The sequence below is a fragment of the Paenibacillus sp. FSL L8-0644 genome (assembly GCF_038008165.1).
GTDB lineage: Bacteria > Bacillota > Bacilli > Paenibacillales > Paenibacillaceae > Paenibacillus > Paenibacillus polymyxa_D.
Window position 1 is genome coordinate 2,097,971 of the sequence record NZ_JBBOYN010000001.1, and the last position, 19,371, is coordinate 2,117,341.

Below are 19,371 nucleotides of genomic sequence, written 5' to 3' on the forward strand. Positions count from 1 at the left end.
AACAAGAGAATGCCTTCTGATTTGTGCCAAGCACGATTAGAAGGCATTTTTTAGAAAGCTATGCATTCAAATATGACCGTGCAGCGCATACCGAAGCCAAAGGACCATTCATTCGGCAGGTGGTTGAGCGAGCGAAGCTTGAAAGATATAGGTAGGGACAGATGAATTCTTAGTACGCATGAACAAAGTGGGGGAATGATGAAGAATATGATGCTTGATGCACAGCTAACGCCGAATGGTTTAAAAGACAGAATGCTACTACTGTCAGCGCTGGACATTATATTGTCTCCAGAAGATTGGTTACGCACGTATCGTATGCAGTCTGAAAGGTCTGGTGATGTGTGCCTGGGTGAGGTAAACAATGGCGCTGGAGATACGATTCATATGCTATGGACGGGTGAAGGTGTGCTGCTGAAGGGGTTTGACCATGAATCCCCTGTAAGTCCTCATGCGAGAGACGAATATGAAGTCTGGCCGGGCATATATGACGGTGTGCCTGATGATATGATGGAGCTTTTGGAAAATGAAGCACTGGAGAAAGAGGACGTTACCTTTTGTATGTGGAGGGAAGCGGGAGATAAGGAGTGGCGTATGGGCAACGCGAACTTTCCTGAGGGATATGACGATGGCTCATCCTTTTTGCTGGGGAAAATTATAGTTACACCGGAGGAATATCAGGATTGGGCTGAGAGTTACTATGAGTTGCCGATTTCTCTAGGGGTGGTAAGCCAGATTTTCAACGGCGTTCCGATCACTTCACAGATGATCTCTGCGCTTCATCCACAGCGTAACGTTACGGAAGCGATAAAGGAGCTAAAGCAGCTTGGCGTTCAAGTGCATGAAAGCTAAGAATACAGATTTGTTTTTCTTGACAAGTTTTGTATATAATACAGGAGAAATGCTGGGTTAACCACCTCGAATTAAAGGAGCTGTGTTGAAGATGTCCAAACGTTTGATTCCTTACATCACGATGGATGGAAATGCAAAAGAAGCAATCGAATTTTATAAAGAGGCATTGGATGCTCAACTGCTTTTTATTCAAACCTTTGGGGAAATGCCGGAAAACCCCGATTTTCCCATTCCCGCAGAGGTCAAGGAACGTGTGGGACATGCTACCCTTAAAGTGGGTGAGACAGAGCTCATGTTTTCTGATACCTTTCCCGGGTCACCGTTTAGCCGCGGGAATCAGGTGAGCATCTGTATTACAACCGATAGTGTGGAGCAAGCTCAAAAAATGTTTAATGCTCTACAGCAGGGAGGACAGGTGGGAATGCCTTTGCAGGAAACCCATTTTAGTCCAGCTTATGGGAATGTAACAGACAAGTTTGGTGTCACTTTTCAAATGTTCACTGAGGCTCGGTCTTAAGAAATGTAAAACGGCTCGATTCCGCTACTTTAGCGATCTGGCCGTTTTTTTTCGTGTATGCCCTCGTGCTCAATTCAATAATTATTTTAATATTGTTGAAATAGAAACAAAAATATACTATATTGTATTGTTAATGCACCAACTGGTGGGAGGACAGGCCATGAACAAAGAAGAACAGGTCATAGTGGGTTTCAGGGACTTATTTAACAAGATGGTTTGGCTTAATAAAGATAAGATGGAAGACAGCCTTAAGGGTTATAAGCCTTCTGAAGTACATTGCATCGAATACATTGAAAGAAATGCAGATTCCAACGTGACAAAACTTGCGGAGTCCCTTTATATGACTACCGGTGCCATAAGTAAAATAACTAAGAAGCTTATAAAAAAAGGCATTATCGAAAGCTACCAGAAGCTGGATAACAAGAAAGAAGTCTATTTTAGGCTTACTGAGGAAGGGAAAGTAATCTATAACATCCATGAGGAACTGCACAAAGAGTTTCAAGAGCGGGATAAAGCCGTATTTGAGCAGGTAACCGAAGAACAATTTAACAGTATGATTAGCTTCTTGGAAAAGTATAGTAGGCATTTGGATGCAGAAATAAAAAAACAGGGTATAGATATTAAGACGGAATAAATTTGAATAATGAAAATCAAACCATAGGCAGCCGGGCTCTATTGAGAACGGGCTGCATTTTTTTGTTATTATTTTGTTGCCGAGGAAGCAAAATTGTGATACGATATTTTTGCTTCCGAGGAAGTGAAAATTAACCTTTAAGGGGAGAAATGAAGTGTTCAAATGTAGATCACACAATGAACAGAACACAGAACAAACCGTAGATAAACACGCTTTAATATTCGGCCTTATCTCTGTATTTCTTTGCGGAATAGGCTTCAGTATCATAATACCTGTCGTCCCATTCTTAGTGCAGCCTTATACAAGCAGTCCGGGAGAACAAGCTATAGTTGTTACGCTGCTGACCTCTGTTTATGCATTCTGCGTGTTTTTTGCGGCTCCCGTACTTGGAGCTTTGAGCGACAAATATGGCCGTCGTCCATTGCTCTTAGTATGCCTTTTGGGTTCCGCAATTGGGTACTTGGTTTTTGGCATAGGAGGAGCTCTATGGGTACTATTTGCTGGGCGCATCATAGAAGGGTTAACAGGCGGGAGCATAAGCACGATCTTCGCCTATTTTGCAGACATCATTCCTCCAGAAGAGAGAACCAAATACTTTGGATGGGTGAGTGCGGTTGTAGGTGTAGGCACTGTCATTGGGCCAACTCTAGGCGGATTACTTGCCAAGTTTGGTTATTCTGTACCCATGTATTTTGGAGCAATCATAACTTTATTGAACGTTGTTTATGGATTCTTTTTTATGCCTGAGAGCCTTGACAAGAAACATAGACTGAAAGAGATTACCTTTGTAAGACTGAATCCATTTACACAGCTTGCAAATCTGCTTTCCATGAAAAACTTAAATAGGTTACTTGTCTCTGCGTTCTTACTTTGGATACCCAACGGATCTTTACAGGCCGTTTTTTCACAATTTACAATGGATACTTTCAGTTGGAGGCCTGCACTAATCGGACTTATGTTTTCAATTATGGGTTTCCAAGACATCATTTCACAAGGTTTCATCATGCCCAAGCTTTTGATAAAACTTAATGATAAACAGATAGCCATTCTTGGAATGGTTTCGGAGATTATAGGTTACAGTCTTATTGCGCTATCTACTTTGTTCTCATTCTATCCTCTTTTTATCGCTGGAATGTTTATATTTGGTTTTGGTGATTCGATCTTTGGACCTTCATTCAACGGGATGCTCTCCAAGTCTGTCGATTCTAGTGAACAAGGAAGGATTCAAGGAGGTAGTCAATCTATTCAGGCTTTAGCAAGAATGATTGGGCCTATTATTGGGGGTCAAATCTATGTATCACTGGGTCATGCCGCACCCGCTTTTATGGGTATAATCCTTATAACAGCGGCAATACCAGTTTTATATAAGCGAACGCATGTAAATGAGGATTTTGCAAAATCCTGAAATATGTAAACTATCTACTTTCTTTAGGCAATAGGGTTTCAGAACTCAGGGACAAGTTCTGAAACCCTATTTGTTTACAGTTTTACGTAATTGTACTTATACGCCAAAATTAAAATCATCATCTGTCAGCGGCTCTACATTCATCGCCCGCACATAGCCGTTTCCTTTTTTAGAAAAGAAATCATGCTGCTTAGTATGGGTGCTGATGCCGTTGAATACAATGGGATTAACTTCTTCTTCTTCAAACAGTGGATCAAAGCCCAAGTTCATCATGGCCTTGTTGGCATTATAGCGCAAAAAGACTTTCACATCGTCTACGAGTCCAATAGGGGTGTAAATTTGCTCGGTGTATTGTTCCTCGTTATTATGCAAGTAGCGCAGCAAGCCTACCAGCGTCTGGTAAAGATCACGTTGTTCTTCCTCGTCCAATTCTGCATAAATCTCCTGTGCCAGTACACCTACGTACACACCGTGAATACTTTCGTCCCGTAAGATCAAATCGATAATTTCTCCACTACATGTCAGCTTGCCCTGGCCCGCCAGATAAAGAGGATAGAAGAAGCCGCTATAAAACAAATAGCTTTCTAACAGCACCGACGCAGCCATCGCGAGATAGAGGTCTTTCGGTGTGTGGATATTCATATAATATTGACGAATGGTTTCTGCTTTGGTTTGGAGATGTGGATTTTCTTCCACCCAGCGGAATACACCGTCAATTTCTTCCGTGGAAGCTAGCGTTGTAAAGATGCTACTGTACGACTTGGCATGGATTTGTTCCATCATCGCCATAAAGCTTAGTACGGCTTTGCGTTGCAGTCCGTCCACATGCTCCATAATTTGCGGCATACCTACACCGCCTTGAATGGTATCCAGCAGTGTTAATCCGCCCAACACCTTCATGTAGGCTTCTTTTTCGATATCACTGAGGGTTACCCAGGACATTTTATCGTCAGACAACGGGATTTCATCATCCGTCCAAAATTGCATGATGTTCTGGTTCCAGAACATCAGTGTAAAATCATCGTCCGAGCGATTCCAGTTTACGGCTTGTATACCTGTCATTGTTAGCATTCTCCCTTCAGCTTGCGAGATTCCCTAGAAACACACATTGAAATAGTGCAGGCGAATCATCGTATGCTTGACATACGGAAGCTGTATCCGCGAGGGTCTTGTCCAGCCCCGTAAAGGTCTGAACCACACGCTGGATACAGCTTCTAATGCAAAGCATCCATATCTATTTAAAATCTAATTTTTATACTACAGCTTGTTACCATTTATGCTTAGATGGAGCAGGTGAGGCACTCTTCCACAGACAGCTTTTTAGTGCGTGTGTAGTATAACGATTTAAGTCCTTTGTGTGCGGCGTACAGATAGCAACGTGCTAACTGACGCGTAGTCACGTCACTGTTCACATGAAGCACGGTCGAAATTCCTTGGTCCACATGCGGCTGGATTTCTGCAATCAGATCCAGCACTTTGAATTGGTCCATTTGATAAGCAGATTTATAGAAGAACACGTTATCCTTTTGCAAATAAGGCATTGGATAGTAGGTCGTCGAATTGGCATAGGTACGGGTTTCAATCTGCTCAACAATCGGCATAACACTGGATGTTGCATTTTGAATGTACGAAATGCTGGCAGTCGGCGCAATTGCCATACGATAGGCGTGGTACAGGCCATTTTTCATCACATCTGCTTTTAATTTGTCCCAGTCCGCTGTAGTCGGAACATAGATGCCCTTGAATAACTCTTGCACACGTGCAGTTGTTGGACGATAATCTGTGTTCAGGTATCGGTCAAAATATACGCCTGTCGCATAATCCGATTCCTCAAATCCATAAAAGCTTTGTCCAGCCGCTTTCGCGATTTCCATACTCTTTTCGATGGAATGATAGTTCATCGTCATGAAGAAGGTACGGACAAAGTCTTTTGCTTCATTGCTTTCATACGCAATTTTGTTCTTGGCAAAGTAGCCGTGCAGATTCATGACACCCAAACCGACGGAATGCATTTCACGGTTCGCTTTCGCGACACCTGGTGCATTAGCTACTTGGGTCATATCGCTGACCGAAGTAAGAGCAATCATACCCTCGTGAACGGATTCGCGGATTTTGCCATGCTCCATCACATTTACAATGTTCAGAGAAGCCAGATTACAGCTCACGTCCCGGCGGATAGTATCCTGTTGTCCGTAATCTGTAATTTCGGAAGTTTCCTGCAACTGGAAGATTTCCGTGCATAAGTTCGACATCTTGACTTGACCCACGTTTTTAAGAGCATGTGCCTGGTTCGCGTTACTTTTGTTCATGATATATGGATAACCAGACTCCAACTGAATCATGGCAATTTTCGTCAGCATGTCACGTGCGCTCATCGCTATTTTTTTCTTCACCCGATCGTCGGCGAGCAGCGTGTCGTACATTTCATCCAAATCCATGTCGTCCAGATGTGTTCCATAGGCTTTGAACACACTGTAAGGAGCAAATACATGCAGCGGTTCGTTATCTTGAGCCAGCTTGTAAAAGCGATTTGGCACCAGTAATCCAATCGAAAGTGTCTTGAGACGTACTCTTTCGTCAGCATTGATTTTTTTGCTATCCAGGAACTCCAGCACGTCCCATCCGAAAATGTTGTAATAGGCTGCCCCAGAGCCTTTGCGTTGCCCCATTTGATCTGCGTAGGAGAAGCCGTCTTCCATCAGCTTCAGCACAGGCATAATGCCTTTTGCTGCGCCTTCTACGCCTTTAATCGCTTCGCCGCGTGCCCGCAGCTTCGACAGGTTAACGGCAACACCGCCCCCGATTTTGGACAACTGCATGCAGGTGTTCAGCACATAGTTGATCGAGTTCAGGGAGTCGTCCATTTCGAGCAGGAAGCAGGATACCAATTCCCCACGGCGGCTTTTGCCTGCATTCAGGAACGTTGGTGTCGCTGGCTGGAGACGTTGCTCCATCATCGAGCGAGACAACAGGCGTGCCGTATCGGCGTTACCGCGTCCTAAATGCAGCGCGACAGCAGCAACCCGGTCAGGGTAATGTTCCAGATAGACTTTACGGTCGTTACTCTTCATTGCATAGTCGGTATAAAACTTGGATGCTGCCATATAGGAAGGAAATTTAAAATTATAGCTATGAGTGATATGGAAAATATCATTAATTTCGTCAGCCGTGTAGCTGTTATAGAAATTTTCGTAATAATCATTCTCAATCATATACAGCACTTGAGCGGCTGTGTCAGCAAACTTCAAACTCCGTTCCTGAACTTCCTTCATAAACTCTGCTACAGCCTCTTGGTCTTTTTCCAATTGGAAAAAGCCGTCTGTATCGCGTTTCATCAACATGTTGTTCAATTCAATATGCCGCAACTCGGCTCACCTCCTGTTTAAAACGCTCTACATCTCCGAACGTTCCAGATAATTCAAATTTACTAATCACGGGGACATTATAATGATCGGCAATCAAATCCGCACTTTTGGCAAATTTCTCACCCCAGTTACGGTTGCCGCTTGCAGCTACACCAACAAGGTTTTGAGCATTCTTTTTCAAAAAGGAAGATACCCTCTCAGGTATCTGCCCAAACCCAGTTGTATATGTAATAAGTACGTAAGGTTCTTCTATAGTCATTTGCTCCTCGATCTGAACCGCTGGAAGCTTGAGCTTGTTTATAAATCTTTTTACATTGCCGGTCTTGGAATCATATGCAATCAGCATGGTATGCAACCTCCTTAAACATTTAACGAAAAAAGAAAACGGCATTGCCTGGGATCTATTATAGATGGAATCCCTTGCTGGCTGCGCCATTTAAGATTTTTGACTCTATATTTACATGTATTTTCATACCTGTATCTTCAAGATATCGGGCATAAATACGTTTTTTACACTATATTTAGAGTACATTCTCTATTTTATATCTATATATAGTTTTGTCAATCGGTCTAGAGGGGATCAGAGGACCCAGATCGGGTAGAAGTCCAAGCGGGGTGCGGAAAAGAGCGAAAGAACTTTTTTTTCGTAAGTATGTTAAAAAAGTATTGGAGTTTTTGAGGGTGAAGATGTACGATTTGTCAATGGGCAATTGAATGGAAAATTTACATTTTACTGTAGAAAGGATGAAGTGAATGGGAAGTGATTCTATGGAAGTTCAATCGTTTAATACGATCTTTTTTATCGTATTTGGACTCATTGCTTTTGTAATGATTATGGGAATTGTCAAAACGATCGGAGCGGGCCTGTCCAATCAAGCAGCCGAACGGGTACAACGTTCATGTAAGGTTGTGGATAAACGGACGAGAGTGCGTGGGGGATCAGGCGATTTTTCAGCTTCGACCTATTATTATATCACCTTTGAGTTTGACGGGGGTGAGCGTAAGGAGCTGGAGGTGAAGGATAGGGACTTTGGTATGATTGTGATCGGGGATCGTGGGGAGCTTCATTATAAAGGTACACGTTTTCTGGAGTTTGTGAGAGTAATGGAAGCATAAAGGTGCTTAAACAAATACATAATCGGAGGGAAGATTACGATGCCGCATATCATTGGAAAACGAGTTGTATTGAGAGAATACCGTCAAGAGGATATACCAGATATCCGAAAATGGGTCAATGACCCGGAAATCACACGTGGTTTAAGCGACGTGTTTATCTATCCGCATTCACAGGTGAATAGTGAATCTTTTGTACAGATGATGATTGACGGCAACCCCGAGATCAAAGGTTTTGTCATTGCGCATAAAGACACCCTGGATTATATCGGACAACTGGACTTATTTAAAATCAACTGGGTGAATCGGCATGCCACCCTTGGAATTGTGATCGGGCGTGACGGTGATCTGGGCAAAGGTTATGGACGGGAAGCGATCCGGCTGTTACAAAAATTTGCATTTCATACGCTGAACCTACATCGACTGGAGCTGGAGGTCTATGCGTTCAATGAACGTGCACACCGTTGCTATTTGGCCAGCGGCTTCAAGGAGGAAGGGCGGCTGCGGGAAAAGCTATTCAGGGAAGGGCGATACTATGACATTATTCAGATGGGGATTTTGCGAAGTGAATATGAGGCTGCACAGCAATCGACGGAATCCTGAGAGTGCAACCTCATAAGCTATATTACTCCGTCAGCTTTCTTCAATTTTTTATGAGTGAAATCACGGGGACTACGCTCATCCTTTTTTTATTAGCTAAAGGACTTTCTTTGCAGAGTGCGAACTTCTTACTGGTTGTATTCTTTGTAAGTATTTTTCTGTTTGAGATACCTACTGGGGCTATTGCAGACAAGTATGGAAGAAAAATCTCTGTTATTTTGGGACTTTGTTGTTTTCTAGCCTATAGTGTATTGTTCGTTTCGACAGATCATATCGGGGTGCTTGTGTTTGCGCAAGTCTTTGGAGGTCTGGCTATATGTTTACAATCAGGTTCGTTGGAATCATGGGTTGTGGAAAATAGTGATAAGCCCATGGAAGTTCTTTTTACAATCTCTAACAGTATACAGTACATTTCAGGATTTATTTGTGGTCTGTTGGGGGCCTTTCTCGCAACTTTTAACTATTCACTTCCATGGGCGGTTAGCATTTTATCTATTATTGTATGCATTTTTCTATGCTTCTTTTATATGGATGAGGAGAATGTGGCTCATCGAAAGACGTCCACTACCCGCATTAAAACGATTATCGGAGAAAGTGTCCGTATCGGTTTTGAAAATAAGTCTATCTGGATTGTGTTTATGATTGGCTTATTTATCAGCTTTTCAAACTCGGCTGGAAATACATTTCAACAGCCACGTCTGGTGGGCCTTTCCGAACAAGGGATTTGGATTATGGGGTTTATCAAGGCAGGGTATTCACTATGTATGACTTTGGGAAGCTACCTGGTTCGAAAGCTAGGCGCACGATACAGTGATGTACATATACTCATGTATGCTTGCGGCATGATTGGAGTATGGCTCATTTTTGCCGGTGCGTTCAACACATTTTATCCTGTACTGCTTACCTTTTTGATCTATGAAATGGGGCGCGGCATGTACCCGGTTGCCAAACAAATTTTTCTGAACAAAAGAATCTCTAATGAGTATCGTTCTACACTACTATCTCTGGATTCTGCGATTTCACAATTAGGCATGTGCATAGGTTTAATCGTGACAGGGATCATCAGTCGTAATTTTACGGATTTGTCTTCCGATCAAACACCTATTCAAATATCTTGGGTAATGTGTGGGGGGATTGCGTTGATTCCTATCATCTTATTGTTTTACGTCAATCGTGTATCAGGGAAAAGTAATTCTTGGAAAGAAAAAGAAACCAAACAGAATATGTAATAATAGTTAATGTAGAAGGGCTGAACAGCATGGTCTGTCAGCCCTGTAATATTTCATTAAAAAGGCAAACCCTATTTTTCGCCGTACCACAGTTTCAGCCGATTTTGAATTAGGCCAGTGTAGATTTCTTCAGCCTTTGGCACACCCGCCTGATCCAGCTCTTGGAGCATGCGGTCATACACAGCGTCGAACTGATCTGGCTTGGCGAGTACGGCCTCAGGAATGCGTTTGCGTACAATGTCCTGCGACTTTTGATAAATAACATTGTAATTCGTATTGGTCGGAACAGGCATGTTGTAGGCAGCACCCCACTCTTTTACCGGAAAATCCTTTTCGTTCGGGAACAGGTCTTTCCACGTCTGTGCTTTGTATGCCTGAAGGGACTCTTTTTCGGCTTGACTATAATTTTCGGTAATCATTTCCGGATAATTGGTTGTGTAATAGTTGCCAGAAGGGTCCTTCACGCTATCGCCGTAATGTGGCCCCCATATCCAGTACAAACCGATTCCCGACTCTCTGCTAAAAGAAGCGTTATCGGTGTTTTTACGTTGTTGCACATCCGCCGGAATGACTCGTTTGCCGTTCTCTACGTTGTAATGCTGGCCCTCAATTCCCCAATTGCGTAAAATTTGTCCTTCGTCGGAAGCCAGAAAATCCAGAAACTTGATAGCTCGCACCGGATTTTCGCATGAGGTTGTAATTCCGATCCCGGATGCAGTATCGAAGCCGATGGGCTGAAGGGAATGGTCCTCGTATTTCTCATTTAAAGTGACTGGAAAATGGGCGTAAGTGAATTCATCCTTACCTGCTGCCTTGAGCGCATTTTCGGCATCTTGATAGTTCCATTCCTGATCAATGAGTCCGATGACACGGCCTGCGGCGATTTTGGACTTGTACTGATCACTTTTTTGCACAAAAGTATCCTTATCCAACAGTCCTTCATTGTACATATGGTTCAACCAACGGAAATATTCACGTTCTTCTGGGCGCTTGTAGTGAAGAATGGCTTTGTGTGTTTTAGGATCAATATAATATTCGCCATCGTCGGGTCCACCTGTAGCAGTAACAGCCGGGTTTGTCACTGTAATTTGAATTTTCCAGTCCTCGGCATCGAGTGATAGGGGGATGGTAGGCTGGCCATTGGTGGTAGGATATTTGGCGACATAATCTTTAAGTGCTTTTTCAAAATCTTGAACGGTGCGGATTTTAGGGTATCCGAGCTTCTTAAGTGCCTGGTGCTGGATTTCGAAGCCAGCTTGTGCATCAAACGCGATGTGATCCACACCCAAATTGGTCGGGATCGTGTAAATGGCTGGATCTTCACTACTATATTTAATACGATTAAAATAGTCTCCATACACTTTCTTAATGTTAGGGCCGTATTTATCAATGAGATCTGTTAAGTCAATGAGTGCTCCGGCATCGACCAACTTGCCAATGTCTGATTTGGGGTACACGAGATCTGGATACTCTCCGCTCGCTGCCATTAAAGCAAACTTTTCCTCGCCTCGGCCATTGACAGCATGTTCGGCATTTAGCGTAACACCCGTTTTCTTGATAATTTCCTGCCCGACAGCATCCTTCATGTTGTTCCAGTTAGAGCTGGAATCACCGCCAAAGAAAGTAAATGTAATGGGACTGGTGTCATTAGGATCTTCCTTTTCTGCCTTACCGCCTGTTCCATTCGCGCAGCCCGTTGTAACGAGCAGCAGCAAAGACAGGAGTAGAATGGAGCTCTGTCGTACCGACCTGTTCATGAACATTTGCAAATCCCCCTTAATAAGTATGATTTACACAATGTAAGTGCTTTCAATAGTGAATTGTAGGAAATAAAGAACCTCTCGTCAAGTTATTTATAATTGCTTGTTATGCAGTTTGTTTTTTTATTAAGCAAACATATTTTGGTGGAGGGTGTGGATTTGTACAAATCTATCATTTGATGATCTAAAACAAAGTATGCTACGATGGTACCAGTTTATAGATACACCCGTGTATTAGAAAGGTTAAGATAGAAAAAGACTCCGAATAGGGTTGGGTGAGAAGATGCGTGGAAAAGTAACGTTGCAAGAAATTGCGGATGCGGCGGGCGTTTCAAAGTTCGCTGTTTCGCGTGCACTATCAGGCAAACCCGGTGTAAGTGAAGAGACAAGGGCGGTTCTGGTCAAGCTTGCCGCCCAGATGGGCTATTTTCGCAGTCACCCCAAAATGACAGGGGTAGAGCCTCGGGACACAGATACCAGAGAATGGTCAGGTACCGTGCTAGTGTTATTTCCGAATATTAGGTATCAGAACAGGGAGTCTAGATACTGGGGGCCAGTATTTGAAGGGATTTCTGAGCGTCTGAACCGTAAGGGTATGGATATGATCACGTTAACGGAGCCCTCGACTGAAGATATGTTTTCTTTACTGAACCCGGAGGCGATTAAAGGAATTATCACAGTGGGGACGATTTCAACTTCATTGTTGCTGAACATTTATCGGATGGGTATTCCGGTCGTCATGGTAGATCATTGGGATTCTGCATTTTTAAGTGATACGGTATTTACAGATAATCGCACATGCATGAGTGAATTAATGAAGGACTTGCTATGCAGGGGCTACACCCGCTTTCAGTTTGTGGGTCATATTGATGACGCTCACAGTTTCTACGAACGCTGGGAAGCATGTCGTTCCACACTGGAAATGAGCGGAGTAGAATTGCGACAAAATAAAGCCCTTCTTCACGGAGGAGCGCAGGCGCTTGCTGAGGAAATGGACAAGTTGTCTGAGGACAAACTGCCTGAGGTTTTTGTGTGTGCTAATGATGTGACTGCTGCGCAGGTCGTGGATGTGCTGAAAGAAAAGGGGATTGACGTTCCGAGGCGTTGCGGAGTGACCGGGTTTGACGATACGAATGAACAAATGCCAATTTATGCCACGGTGAGAGTGGATAAGGAATTGCTGGGAATGCGTGCAGTGGACCAATTGTTGTGGCGCATAACGAACCCGAACTCGCCTGTCGAGAAAAAGTTGCTACATGCTGAGCTATTCATACGGGAAGTTCATGCACCCCGGATCAGTCGGGAAAATGATGACCGTGAGCGTCCCATCAGCACAATCACATATAGTTAATGTCCAGATACGTGTGTGACACCATACATCGTGAAGACAAAGGAGGTCGCTTTTAGCCTGTTTGGGGCAGAGGGCGACTTTTATTTTGTATTTTGTCACTTGTTCCAAAAAAACAATTGACTACTTTGTTAGCTTAATGTTATTTTTGTTATGTTACTGACGAATCCAGATGTTCCCAATCATGCTTATAGGGAGGCTTGTGACGATGGTTAATGTGATAGGGTTGGATGGCTGGAGGTTTAGAGAAGCACAAAGTGATGAGTGGCTCAGCGCGAAAGTGCCGGGTTGTGTGCATACCGATCTTTTACGACATGGCAAAATTCCTGATCCGTTTATGGGTATGAACGAGATGGAGGTACAGTGGATTGATAAGCAGGATTGGATATATGAAGCCCATTTTGAGATAAATGCAGATCAGCTTCAATGTCAATGTGTAGAGTTGGTGTTGGAAGGTCTGGACACATACGCGGATGTAAAAGTGAATGATCAATCTGTCTTGTCAGCCAATAATATGTTTCGAGTATGGAGACGGGATGTGAAGGCATTGGTTCAGCAAGGGGAAAATCGGCTAGAAATCAGTTTTCGTTCTCCGATTGCTGAAGATGTACCCAAGCTGGAAAGCTTAGGTTATGGACTCCCTGCACCCAATGATCAGTCCGAAATAGGTGGTTTGTCCGATAAAAAGGTAAGCGTTTTCGCACGTAAAGCTCCTTACCACTATGGTTGGGATTGGGGACCGAGGCTGGTGACGAGCGGTATCTGGAGAGAGGTTCGGATCGAGGCTTGGTCCGGTCTGATCGTGAGAGACTTGTTTATTCGACAGGACGAAGTGAGTTCGGCAGGGGCTAAACTCATGGCAGTGGTAGAGATCGAAAATGCAGATGAGATTAGAGATGCCGAGTTGCGTATTTCTGCTGACGGCAAAGTGTGGTCCAAGCCAGTTCGGCTGCTGAAGGGGAAGCAGACAGTGGAGCTGGAGCTGGAGATGAAGAAGCCGAAGCTGTGGTGGTGCCGTGGACTGGGGGAGCCGCATCTATATACGTTTGTGGCCGAATTAGTGGAACAAGAACAAGGAGCTGTAATCGCGGAAAAATCAGTAAAAACGGGACTGCGTTCCATCCGTCTTGTACGGGAACGGGATGCAGCAGGAGAGAGCTTTTATTTTGAGCTGAACGGAATTCCGGTGTTTGCAAAAGGGGCTAACCATATTCCGAATGACAGCTTTGTCACTGAAGTTACGATGGAACGATATCGGTATGAAATTGCCAGCGCAGCCGCCTCGAATATGAATATGTTGCGAGTGTGGGGTGGCGGTATATATGAACAAGACGTATTTTATGAGCTTTGTGATGAATACGGTTTGCTCGTATGGCAAGATTTTATGTTCGCTTGCAGTATGTACCCAGGCGATGAAGATTTTATAGACAATGTGGCACAGGAAGCCGAGGACAATATCAAGCGGCTGCGTAATCATCCCTGTATTTCCTTATGGTGCGGCAACAATGAGATCGATTCTGCGTGGGCGCATTATGAAGAGAATGGAGGCTGGGGCTGGAAAAAGAACTACACACCTGAGCAACGGGAACGCCTGTGGGATGATTATGAAATGCTCTTTCATCGGATTCTACCGGAGGCGGTATGCACCTGGTCAGCGCAGACAGCATATTGGCCCTCCTCCCCGCTAATTGACCTGACGAGGGATCGGAACCAGCATGCCCATCGGTCTTCAACTGCAGGCGATGTTCATTATTGGGGTGTATGGCACGCGTCTGAGCCGTTTGAGAATTATCATGTACATGTGGGCCGTTTTATGAGTGAATATGGTTTTCAGTCTTTTCCTGAATACAAGTCCGTTCGTACTTATGCGGAAGAGAAGGATTTGGAACTGGAATCTGCGGTGATGCTGGCACATCAGAAGAACGGTGCGGGCAATCGTCTGATTAAAGAATATATGGAGCGGTACATGCGAGAACCAAAGGATTTTACGGGTTTTCTTCCCATGAGCCAAATTTTACAGGCAGAAGCAATGAAAGCAGCTATAGAGGCGCATCGTCGTCACAAGCCTTATTGCATGGGAACATTATACTGGCAAATGAATGATTGCTGGCCCGTTGCCTCCTGGTCGAGTATGGACTATTTTGGTCGTTGGAAGGCGCTCCAATATACGGCTAAGCGTAGCTTTGCCGATGTGTTGTTGAGTGCAACAGATACAGAACAGGGGAATAAGGCACTACATCTGGTCAACGATACACTAGAGCCGATATCAGGTACGCTGCGGCTGACGCTTTTGCATATCCGAAGCAGCCAGGCTGTTCGTGAAGAGAATGTTAAGGTAAAGCAACCAGCAGGTGGTGCAGGAATTGTACATATACTGCCTATCGACAAATGGCTGAGTGGCCTGAACCGTGCGGAGCATATGCTGGTCGCGCGTCTGACGCAGAATGGTGAACAGGTGATCTCCAGTGAAATTTATTTTGCAGACACGAAAGAGATGGATTTACCGCAGGCAAAAATTGAAGTGACAGAGATTCAGGGAAGCGAGGCTAGCAGATTCATGCTGTGTTCGGATGTACTTGCCCGACACGTGTGGCTATCGGCAGAGCAGGAAGGTATTTTCAGCGACAACCATCTGGATCTGGCTCCCGGTATTCCAAAAACAGTGGAATTTTTGGCTTTGCACAACGGTTCAGCGGCATTTGTGGCAGCTGCGCCGGGTACATTGGCAGTACATTCATTAGTCAATTGGATACAAGGTTAGACAACAGTAAAAGCTTATCCGTCTTTAAGTAGATGATGGATAGGCTTTTTTTTATAATATAAATTTATTTTTGTGATATGTGGAGCGATTTCATAATGTTCATATACATAACAAAAGAAGGCTTGGGAGCTGAGTGATAACAGATCATTTGTAAGAAATTTATCTATTCAGCATCTAACTGTTGGAATATAAAAAAACATATGGGCGGCCGAGAACTTGTAGAGGAAATCCGTCAGTTGGACTTTAGCAGGGTGGAGCTGAATTATAACATTACCCGGGAAATGCTAACGACGATTGAGCCTATGATTGAGCGGGGGAAAATCGGCATATCGAGTGTGTACAATACATTTCCTCATACACCAGATCCGAATTAGCACGAATTCCGTTCTGCTCGGGTTTGACGATGAGACCAAGCGACAACGTGCGATAGAACTGCTGGTGCAATCTGTGGAATATGCGCATCAGTACGGAGCAAAAGCGGGAATTGTGCATCCCGGACGACAGATGGCGAATGGACAGAGCGCAGCAACGGAATTTATAATGCCGTTAGCGGTATTATGCTAATTCATGCTGCCCGAATATTAAAACTACCGGAGCTACGCCTTTACCTGTGAGTGAAGTCTAAAACACAGTAAGCATCTATTTTTCGGGATGGGGTCGATTCCCAAAGAATAGATGTCTTTTTATGTTCATTTATGCAGAGGTGGAGCGCTTCCATTGAGCTTGAAGCCATTGTGGTGTACACTGTCCAGAACAGGTGTAAATTGGAACGTCAGGAAGGCAGGACGGTTACAAGGAGGGAAAGACACGTATGTATGCCCGTTTAAGATCGTTAAATTATCCAGTAAAACTTTATGTTTTTTTAACACTGGCCTTATGCTCCGTAATCAGTACATTGTGGATCATTAACGTGCGACTGCCCTCAGGGGGCCGCCCTTATCTTTTTATTTGGTGGAATATGATGCTGGCCTGGATTCCTATGCTGTTGACGCTGCTGCTTGATGTAGTGTATAGCTCGTGGAGGCGAGGAACGAGGACTTTTTTACTCTGGGTCACGGGGGCGGCATGGCTTTTCTTTTATCCCAATACACCCTATTTGATCACAGATTTGCTGCATGTATTCGCCAGATATCCGTTTCTCGGGGAGCAACGTTTCTGGGGAAATCCGTACTTTTGGAATCATGTATTGGGGATGCTGCTGGTAGCCATACTTGGCCTGACAATGGGATTTGTATCACTCGAATCCGTACGACAGTTGGTACAACGTGCACGTGGTGGGCTTGTTAGTTGGCTGTTTATGATGGCGGTACTCTTGTTGAGCAGCCTGGGTATTTATATTGGCCGTTTCTTTCGAGGGAACACATGGGATATTGTTTCTGCGCCTTCTCAACTGTATGCACAGGTATCTTCCATATGGGCAGACTCCTTGCAACGTACTCATTTTGTGGAGTTTAGCGGGATGGTATTCGTTATTTTGCTCGTCAGCTATGTATCCACGATGTGCGTAGTCTGGATGGGGAACAGCCGCCAGGACGAATGGCGTCGTTGGTGATTTTGTTGTAACTGAGTGGCTGAATATCATCATAAATATAAAAACAAAGGAGGAATAGCTACAATGAACGGACAGAATCGATCCGACATCCGCGCTGGTCTTCAGGTAGATATTGTACTTAAAAAGGATCAGCCTACCGGTAAGTTGACGCGAGGAACGGTGAAAGATATTTTGACTAATTCCCCACGTCATCCGCATGGAATCAAAGTGCGTCTGACAGACGGACAGGTTGGGCGTGTCAAACATATCGTAACGAACGAAGGCTAGAGCTTTGGGCTGAGGAGGAATGACGATGAACCAGGCAACGGCATGGTCTAAAAATGATCGCTACCCGCTTGTTTTACTTGTATTGCTGGCGCTTGCCCTCATTTGGTCTTTGATTCGCCCGGCGGATTATTTTACATGGGTACTGGAAGTTCTCCCAGCAGTTTTGGGAGCTGTACTGCTGGCGGCTCTGTACCGAAGATTTCGGTTTACCAATCTGGTATATACCCTAATCTGGCTGCACGCATTGATCCTGATTGTGGGCGGACATTATACCTATGCCGAAATGCCACTGTTCAACTGGATTCGGGACACGTTCGGACTGGAGCGCAATTATTATGATCGACTTGGGCACTTTGTACAAGGTTTTGTACCTGCACTCATTGTCAGGGAAGTGTTGTTGCGTAAAACGCCATTGGGAAGCGGGAGCTGGCTCACTTTCCTCACGGTTAGTGTGTGTCTGGCGATTAGCGCTGTGTACGAGCTGATTGAGTTTGCTGTAGCCAAGGCAACGGGAACAGCAGCAGAAGCCTTTTTGGGCACACAGGGGGATGTATGGGACACCCAATGGGATATGCTTCTTGCGTTCATCGGCGCTTTGACCGCAGTGATTTTGTTGAGTGGGGTACATAACAAGCTGCTGAAACAATTAAGATATTAGCAAAGGCTTTTCTTCTTTTATCTGCAATTGTAGTTAGACGGGGAAATAGTTAAGCTGATGAAGGGTGGTTACAGAATGCGTGAAGGAGCATTTTCTAACCACCCTTTAGCATCTGTAGCTATGAAGTCCTCAGAGTTACATTCGCCTCATGGGATGGCTATCAAGATGGAGGGTCGCTGCGTCCATGTAGCTGTCCAGTAGCCGTTCAAAAATACGGTCCCATGTCTGCTCCAGACTGTAGGCTCTACCAGTTCTGGATATAGCATCGCGAAGTGAGGCATCCTCATACAACAGGTGTACAGCTTTGGCAAAGGCAGAGGCGTCCCCAGCAGGACACAATAGCCCCGTTTTTCCATGGATTAGATTATCTTTTACCCCGCCTTCATTGGCACCGACCACAGGTGTACCGCTCGCCATAGCCTCCAGTACTACGTTGCCGAAGGTTTCCGTGGTGGAAGGGAAGAGAAATACGTCGGCTGCGGCGTAGAGTTCAGCTAATTCCGGCCCTTTCACAAAACCAAGCCAGTGGAGTGCATGCTCCGGCGCCCCTATATCCGCTGCAGTTTTGACCTTATATAATGGACCATCTCCTGCAATGACCAGCACAGAGGCTGCGCGGACGTCGTCAGGTAACTGGAGGTAGGAATCTAGTAACGTGTCTATCCCCTTTTCTGGTGCAAGCCTGCCCACATACAAAATAACAAATGCATCTGCATGAACGTCCCATTTCTTCCATACTGTATGACGGTCCACCTTTGGTTGAAATCGGTCGGTATCAATGCCTCTGCTCCAGATTTCGAGCTGCCCCATTCCTTTATTGCGCAATAATTCCATGGTTGATTGAGAGGGGACATATACCCTTTCGCAATGTCTGTGAAACCAGAGCATGTATTTCCATAACGCAGGTTCAAGCCAGCGAAGCTTGTAATATTCAAGGTATTTATCAAAGTGGGTGTGATATGAGGCAACGAGTGGAATATGGTGTTTGGCTGCGTAGCTTGTTCCATACAGGCCAAGGTTAAACGGAGTAGCGACATGAATCAAATGCGGGGAAAAGGCTGACAGACGCTCGTTGATCTGTTTGGCGTTGGGGATCGCAAGTCTGCATTCCCGGTACAACAAAAAGGGAATACTTCGAAATCGCTCTACACCCGGCCCAGAGGGCAGATGATGGTCTGCCTCCGGTGCGAAGACGAGCGTAGATACTCCATGTGTCTCCAGATAGCCAATCCATCGTTCCAGGGTCAGAGCAGCGCCATTCACGTCAGGCGTATACGTGTCCGTAAATAATGCAACTCGAAGCATGCCTTCAT

The 19,371-nt window shown here is 44.7% G+C and carries 17 protein-coding genes and 1 pseudogene; 13 read left to right on the forward strand and 5 right to left on the reverse strand.

Annotated features, from left to right (window positions below; genetic code table 11):
- Positions 1-198: 198 nt before the first annotated feature.
- The 4 genes from NSS94_RS09630 to NSS94_RS09645 all read left to right on the forward strand — a co-directional run bounded on the left by NSS94_RS09630 (position 199) and on the right by NSS94_RS09645 (position 3,405).
- The gene (locus NSS94_RS09630) at positions 199-849 is read left to right on the forward strand and encodes a hypothetical protein (RefSeq protein ID WP_341039216.1); all 651 of its coding nucleotides are present in this window, start codon (positions 199-201) and stop codon (positions 847-849) included.
- Positions 850-940: 91 nt separating this feature from the next.
- On the forward strand, positions 941-1,366 hold the full coding sequence (locus NSS94_RS09635) for a VOC family protein (protein WP_039270073.1): 426 nt from the start codon (positions 941-943) through the stop codon (positions 1,364-1,366).
- Between the two features lie 160 nt (positions 1,367-1,526).
- Positions 1,527-2,000: a MarR family transcriptional regulator gene (locus tag NSS94_RS09640; RefSeq protein WP_029516758.1), complete on the forward strand. Its 474-nt coding sequence runs from the start codon at positions 1,527-1,529 to the stop codon at positions 1,998-2,000.
- A gap of 154 nt (positions 2,001-2,154) precedes the next feature.
- The gene (locus NSS94_RS09645; RefSeq protein WP_069011356.1) at positions 2,155-3,405 is read left to right on the forward strand and encodes an MFS transporter; all 1,251 of its coding nucleotides are present in this window, start codon (positions 2,155-2,157) and stop codon (positions 3,403-3,405) included.
- Positions 3,406-3,501: 96 nt separating this feature from the next.
- On the opposite strand, the gene nrdF is transcribed toward NSS94_RS09645, so the two are convergent.
- The 3 genes from nrdF to nrdI form a co-directional block, all read right to left on the reverse strand.
- Positions 3,502-4,467, reverse strand: a complete 966-nt coding sequence (nrdF, locus tag NSS94_RS09650) for a class 1b ribonucleoside-diphosphate reductase subunit beta (protein WP_029516760.1) — start codon at positions 4,465-4,467, stop codon at positions 3,502-3,504.
- Between the two features lie 218 nt (positions 4,468-4,685).
- Positions 4,686-6,770, reverse strand: coding sequence for a class 1b ribonucleoside-diphosphate reductase subunit alpha (nrdE, locus tag NSS94_RS09655; RefSeq protein WP_029516761.1), 2,085 nt, complete (start codon positions 6,768-6,770; stop codon positions 4,686-4,688).
- Complete coding sequence (gene nrdI / locus NSS94_RS09660; RefSeq protein ID WP_016819181.1) at positions 6,757-7,116, reverse strand: class Ib ribonucleoside-diphosphate reductase assembly flavoprotein NrdI; 360 nt, start codon at positions 7,114-7,116, stop codon at positions 6,757-6,759. Before nrdI ends, nrdE begins: the two co-directional genes overlap by 14 nt.
- A 407-nt stretch (positions 7,117-7,523) precedes the next feature.
- Between nrdI and NSS94_RS09665 the strand changes: the two genes are divergently transcribed.
- From NSS94_RS09665 to NSS94_RS09675, 3 genes are read left to right on the forward strand one after another with little or no spacing between them, the layout of a single operon-like run.
- Entirely contained in the window at positions 7,524-7,886 is a 363-nt protein-coding gene (locus NSS94_RS09665; RefSeq protein ID WP_069011357.1) for a DUF2500 domain-containing protein, read from the forward strand.
- A 39-nt stretch (positions 7,887-7,925) separates the two neighbouring features.
- On the forward strand, positions 7,926-8,486 hold the full coding sequence (locus NSS94_RS09670; protein WP_029516763.1) for a GNAT family N-acetyltransferase: 561 nt from the start codon (positions 7,926-7,928) through the stop codon (positions 8,484-8,486).
- Positions 8,487-8,488: 2 nt separating this feature from the next.
- Positions 8,489-9,712 (forward strand): MFS transporter, encoded by a 1,224-nt coding sequence (locus NSS94_RS09675; RefSeq protein ID WP_341039217.1) that lies wholly within the window; start codon positions 8,489-8,491, stop codon positions 9,710-9,712.
- 71 nt (positions 9,713-9,783) lie between these two features.
- Here NSS94_RS09675 and NSS94_RS09680 read toward each other — a convergent pair whose 3' ends face one another.
- Positions 9,784-11,475: an ABC transporter substrate-binding protein gene (locus NSS94_RS09680; protein ID WP_341039218.1), complete on the reverse strand. Its 1,692-nt coding sequence runs from the start codon at positions 11,473-11,475 to the stop codon at positions 9,784-9,786.
- Between the two features lie 280 nt (positions 11,476-11,755).
- Here NSS94_RS09680 and NSS94_RS09685 point away from each other — a divergent pair, with 280 nt between their 5' ends.
- The 6 genes and pseudogenes from NSS94_RS09685 (at position 11,756) to NSS94_RS09710 (ending at position 18,058) form a co-directional block, all read left to right on the forward strand.
- Positions 11,756-12,823 (forward strand): LacI family DNA-binding transcriptional regulator, encoded by a 1,068-nt coding sequence (locus NSS94_RS09685; RefSeq protein ID WP_341039219.1) that lies wholly within the window; start codon positions 11,756-11,758, stop codon positions 12,821-12,823.
- A 205-nt stretch (positions 12,824-13,028) separates the two neighbouring features.
- Positions 13,029-15,581: a beta-mannosidase gene (locus NSS94_RS09690; RefSeq protein ID WP_029516767.1), complete on the forward strand. Its 2,553-nt coding sequence runs from the start codon at positions 13,029-13,031 to the stop codon at positions 15,579-15,581.
- Between the two features lie 200 nt (positions 15,582-15,781).
- Positions 15,782-16,079 (forward strand): annotated as a pseudogene (locus NSS94_RS09695) (sugar phosphate isomerase/epimerase); the annotation flags it as partial.
- Between the two features lie 313 nt (positions 16,080-16,392).
- Positions 16,393-17,133: a DUF1361 domain-containing protein gene (locus tag NSS94_RS09700; protein WP_029516768.1), complete on the forward strand. Its 741-nt coding sequence runs from the start codon at positions 16,393-16,395 to the stop codon at positions 17,131-17,133.
- Between the two features lie 63 nt (positions 17,134-17,196).
- Complete coding sequence (locus NSS94_RS09705) at positions 17,197-17,400, forward strand: YwbE family protein (protein ID WP_025721733.1); 204 nt, start codon at positions 17,197-17,199, stop codon at positions 17,398-17,400.
- Positions 17,401-17,425: 25 nt separating this feature from the next.
- Positions 17,426-18,058 (forward strand): DUF2238 domain-containing protein, encoded by a 633-nt coding sequence (locus tag NSS94_RS09710; protein ID WP_029516769.1) that lies wholly within the window; start codon positions 17,426-17,428, stop codon positions 18,056-18,058.
- Positions 18,059-18,193: 135 nt separating this feature from the next.
- Here NSS94_RS09710 and NSS94_RS09715 read toward each other — a convergent pair whose 3' ends face one another.
- Positions 18,194-19,363: a glycosyltransferase family 4 protein gene (locus tag NSS94_RS09715; RefSeq protein ID WP_029516770.1), complete on the reverse strand. Its 1,170-nt coding sequence runs from the start codon at positions 19,361-19,363 to the stop codon at positions 18,194-18,196.
- Positions 19,364-19,371: the final 8 nt, after the last annotated feature.